This window comes from Xanthomonas sp. GPE 39, from assembly GCF_000963005.1.
GTDB lineage: Bacteria > Pseudomonadota > Gammaproteobacteria > Xanthomonadales > Xanthomonadaceae > Xanthomonas_A.
Window position 1 is genome coordinate 1 of the sequence record NZ_JZHZ01000008.1, and the last position, 4685, is coordinate 4685.

At 52.4% G+C, this 4685-nt stretch carries 3 protein-coding genes and 2 pseudogenes; all 5 read right to left on the minus strand.

All coding sequences use genetic code 11. From position 1 onward, the window contains the following. Positions 1 to 20: 20 nt before the first annotated feature. The gene (locus tag XALGPE39_RS15865; protein WP_152624984.1) at positions 21 to 431 is read right to left on the minus strand and encodes a hypothetical protein; all 411 of its coding nucleotides are present in this window, start codon (positions 429 to 431) and stop codon (positions 21 to 23) included. A gap of 208 nt (positions 432 to 639) precedes the next feature. Next, entirely contained in the window at positions 640 to 1596 is a 957-nt protein-coding gene (locus XALGPE39_RS14760) for a sce7725 family protein (RefSeq protein ID WP_152624985.1), read from the minus strand. A gap of 45 nt (positions 1597 to 1641) precedes the next feature. Next, positions 1642 to 2505 carry a sce7726 family protein gene (locus tag XALGPE39_RS14765; protein ID WP_045729268.1) on the minus strand — a complete coding sequence of 288 codons (864 nt, stop codon included), beginning with the start codon at positions 2503 to 2505 and terminating at the stop codon, positions 1642 to 1644. Between the two features lie 79 nt (positions 2506 to 2584). Continuing rightward, positions 2585 to 3173 (minus strand): annotated as a pseudogene (locus tag XALGPE39_RS14770) (thermonuclease family protein). A 149-nt stretch (positions 3174 to 3322) separates the two neighbouring features. Further along, positions 3323 to 3577 (minus strand): annotated as a pseudogene (locus tag XALGPE39_RS16535) (ankyrin repeat domain-containing protein); the annotation flags it as partial. Positions 3578 to 4685 lie beyond the last annotated feature (1108 nt).

A 4685-nucleotide genomic window follows, 5' to 3' on the forward strand; every position in this document is an offset into this window, starting at 1 on the left:
CGGATAGGAGCGTGCTGGCTTCATCCGCTTACGATAGCCGCGAAAGCCTCAAGTTCATAACACGCTCTAGGGCGAGGCCCGTTGACATCGGCGTAGACGAAGTGATGCGCAATGAGCGAAATATTCAGAATATTAATTGCTTCTTGATCCTCGATCGCCACCCCCTCAATCACAGAGCGCAGCATAAGATGCGCATGCTTACGTCCTTTAACAATCGGCCTCTGCCACTCTTCTTCGACCGTATCCCAAGTCGACTTAACTTCAAAAAGATAAAACCTATCTCCCAGGCCAATTTTAAGATCGCCGAATTTCTTATCGGCATTTCCAGACAGACTGATGAAAATTCCTCTACTCTTTTTCTTGATTAACCCTCTCCCCCATTGCCAATCCCTCAAAGCAAAAGCAACAGAACTTTCAGCTAATCTTGCCATTACGAATTCCCTATCAGCATGCTCAAAAGGCCAATCCTTTATGGGCGTAAATTTCCGATTAACCTATAGCTTCAAGTGGAAAATTGATCAAAGAACAAAGTCACGCTGCCTGCCACCGCATATAACAAGTCGCGAGAAAATTCATCAAATGCATCTGTCATCCTGACCGTGATAACATCACTCTGAATCTAGCATGAGGAGCGGCGCTCTATAAGCGTCCCTGCAAGACATCCATCATCAGACACATATGATGGATAATTTGCAGCTTCTTACTACCAGCGAGCTGAGGAAAAAGCGATTCTTGAACCAGTCGTTCAAACTTACTCAATGCAGGATTTGAACCGAATTCATTCGGCCGCCGACGGACCTGATTCACAAGCTTACTAGCCGCCTGCAAGAACTTCACCGCCGTGTCAACTTGAAGCTGGATCTGATCATCAGACACGAAGTGTTCAATACGAACATGCTGACTTGCCAGGTCCTTGTAAGCGGCATGAATAGTAACTGCCCCAGGCGGTCCACCTCCGTCCTGAAACGCCTTACCCAAGCAAAGGTAGTCACCGATCCCCGCAGCGTGTCCTTGGAAGAGTGCATGGCGATCGGTAAAAAAGTCTGCTCCTTGATAGTCGGCATTCCGCACCTGACTGATAAAGCAATCTTTCATCCAGATGGTGCGTGGTGCTGGTAGCGCCGCTATCGTTTGAGAACCGACATGATCGGTGAATATCAAGAACCAACGAACGCGGGCCTGCCTGCTGAGCCACTGGGCGTCGCGAAGCGACAAATGGTCATCGCAGACGACCACCGCTAAATCTCGACCAGGAAAGCGCGCCAAGAATGCTTCAAGACCAGATCGTGTGACCCGCGCATCGGCCAGGAAGGTCGGCAATATCGCGGGTGCCTCATTGAGTTTGTTCCAGATCTGGTTCTGCCAAGCTGACAGCGCATCTTCGTCCCGAAGCTGATGCCTGTACGGATTGACGATGACGCCAATACTTTGGCTAGCTTCTTGGCAAAGACTGATGCACCTTGCAAGGTCATTGACTTGGGCGATGACCGGCTCCACAACAGGAAGCCACTGTGTCATATCTCGATCAGCGTGGCCAAGCAAAGTGCGAATCGCCAATAGCTCAGATCGGCGGCCATACAGATACGGAACATACATCCTTATTCCCCAAGTGACGCCCCCTGCGCCGGTCCTTGATCAAGGCTAACTCAGATCATGCAGTGCGTTCAAGACGCGCTTTTGCTGAGTGGTAGACAAAGGTGTGGCATAGCCGAGAACTCGACAACTCCGGGGCAACTCACGGACAAATGTTGCCATCGACTCTGTGGTGGTACGCCCCCGCATGGCCGCAACGACTATGCGATGCGCCTCCTCGATCGACAGCATTTCCCACAGACGGCGATAGTGCTCGTAGCGAAGCCCATTCGGGACTTCTGGCTGCGCACCAAATTGCTGCTGCAAAGCTAGACAATACTCTTGGCTGCGAAGCATGCCAAACAGCGATATTTTGTCTAGATCGGCACCACAGCTATTTGGTGGTCTAATCTCCCGCAAGGACCCATTTGACTGAAGCGTCAGAATGCCCACTCGTTCGTCGAGCATACGCAAATAGCTCGGACTGATCGATGGATGCGTCACCAAATAAACGCGCTCGAACACCTTCAAATAGTCTGGGGTCTGCGTTGACAATCGACGATGACTATCAAACTCCGTCTTGATTTCGTAGGCCGTAGATGTTCCATTAAAAACAGCTAAATCGACAATCGAACGCCCCACAGGAAGTTCGACATGCAAGCTTGACGTTCGGGGACTATGCTTCCCAAACACGATGCGATCGGCAATGGTCGCTTTGTAGAAATATTCGCAGCGATAGTTCCGCCGAAGCCCATCCAACACCTGGTCTAGCAACTCAGCGACCGTTTGATCTGAGCCAACCTGCAGACCGGCGTCGATCAGGAGCTTACGGATGAAGCGGCCGTCGCCTGTCCTTGCAGCTTGGGCAAGCACAGGGCGACTCAAAACTTGCGCCGCTTGGCGCCACGAAATTATGTTGTCCTGCGCCGACATCGCGCCGTATCCAGGGTGAAATGATAGACAAGTGTTTCACAAGCTAGGCTTGGACACCAACCGGCTCAATGATCCTCCTTCACAAAGCCCAGTCAGCGCTTTGCGGCTGCCACCCTGCCCGCAAAGCCTCCTCGGGGCTACAGAACATGCGCTCCAACACGGGTGGCGTGATCACCTGAGCCTGCTGGGCCGCCTAGTCTCGTTTGCTGCGTCGGTAGTCTGCTGGCATCTGAAAGCCCCCCCCCCGCCAGAGGTTGCGCTGGTGCTGGCGCGTCAGCTTTGTCAGCGACAAACGCTATGGTGTATTGCCGATACGCGACCGCCCAGCCCGAGTGCACCATCCAGCGGTTGACCGACTGCCCCTGGACGCAGCACTCCGCGACCACCCGGCCATAGAGGTCCGTGTCCTTGGGTTCGCAACTAACGGTCTTGTCCAACAGATAGCCATCCAGCGCGGCGGCGGACCGTCGACCACATGGCCAAGAGCGCCCATCCTGAGTGCTGCACTGCTGCGTGCTCTCCGGGGCGTCGATGCCCCATAGCCGGATGTGCTTTTTCGCTACAGTGAGCGTATCGCCATCCGTGACGGTCGTGCGCCCAAACAACTCTGCGGCTACCACTGACCATGTGGCGAGCACGACAACCCAAAACACCAAAGCTCTGAACACCTACAGCAATTCCTTTCGAGACTGCCCTGGACTTGGCGCCAAGTCGCAACAGATCGGGCACTTTAGCGGTAAGCAACCACGAGCGCGAGATCTACGCCGCCGCCGCCTTCTGACCTTCAATGAACAGCTCTCAGTGTCCAGAGCGAGTCCTACAAGCGGACGCTACGGGATGAGTTTTTCATCACCGGCTCTGCCGCATCGCTCTGCGCCACTCTCTTGCGCTCGTTGGATTGAAGCTCTCGATGCTGTTTGGCCGCATCGACTCTGGCGAGTGCCTTATCAAGCTGCGTCTCAATTGCTCCGTCTGTGATCAGGCCCCGCACATGATCTGAGTTCGCTCGACGAACCAGAATATCCACCACTTCATCATGGCTATTTCGAAGTGACTTATGTAGGCCAAAATCCTGGCTATCGCCAGGATTGACAAATTAACTCTTTATATTATTGCTATTTTATGCATACCTCACCACTTTTAACCAAACTGGAAAACTACGGACTTCAGGTAAAATTCAAATATTCGCCAAAAGGCAGTAATTGGACCCTAAAAAAACAAACTCTGCGCATTGCAGTCCGAGGTTTGAATCCCTGGAATGCCTGCACCATTGGCTAGAAGTTCAAATGACCCGAGCCCACCTTAGACGTCAGTCATTAGTTAATGTAGTCAAGCGGTCCTTGGCATGCCCCCTTGCGCGAGACGAATTTCTTAGGTGGGCCGTGACTCAAGGGGCTCACGATCTGCCGCTAAACTTAGACATGGTTGTCTGCGGCCCCTACGTGCAGGGCATCCCGCGAGCCGTAGTCCGAGCAAGAGCCGCGCAGCTCGTTGATCACATCTGGGAAGTGGACGACAACTGGCTATTTGAACAAATCCTGGCTTGGAACACAGCGATAGAAGCTGATAATATAAGATGCGCAACTGTTGGCGGAGCATGTCTTGGCTCCGCCCCCGCCCGGCTGTGACTTTACTTTTTCGATGACACGATATTACGATGTGGAAACAGTCAGGGCCCACACCGCATGCCAAAGTCCCCCTCTGCATTTGGCCTTCTATCAAAGGCTGAGTATCAGGCTAGTGAAATTGAGACAGCTGCGAAGTATGACGCAATGAGTGCTGAGCCACTCGTCGATGAACATGGCGCGAGTGTCGTCGCCGTTCGACGAAAAGGTTCCCCTCATTTTCGCCATCTTGGTCAGTCTCTTCCCGTTGTCGAACTTCCAAGAAAGCCACGCAGCGTACGGCATGACGACCTTGTCAAGTTGATGCTAGGGCACTTGACTGCTAATAAGAATACTTTTCGCATTTTCACAAATGTATTTATCTCTGATGACTCTACCAATACGGATGAACAGACTCTGTTTGCACTACAGAACGGACATTCATTCAAATGGTTCTCGGAGCAATCGATACGATTTGACGACTTCACAAGTATCCGGCCCGACCTTAGAGCGTGTTATGAACTTTGAAGTAGAGACGTTGCATTTCCAAGCATGAGCATTGAGAAGACGACGAAG

What these genes read in the sequence shown, in the direction of transcription:
- XALGPE39_RS15865 (WP_152624984.1), bottom strand. Translation starts at nt 431, where the DNA reads ATGGCAAGATTAGCTGAAAGTTCTGTTGCTTTTGCTTTGAGGGATTGG.
- XALGPE39_RS14760 (WP_152624985.1), bottom strand. Translation starts at nt 1,596, where the DNA reads ATGTATGTTCCGTATCTGTATGGCCGCCGATCTGAGCTATTGGCGATT.
- XALGPE39_RS14765 (WP_045729268.1), bottom strand. Translation starts at nt 2,505, where the DNA reads ATGTCGGCGCAGGACAACATAATTTCGTGGCGCCAAGCGGCGCAAGTT.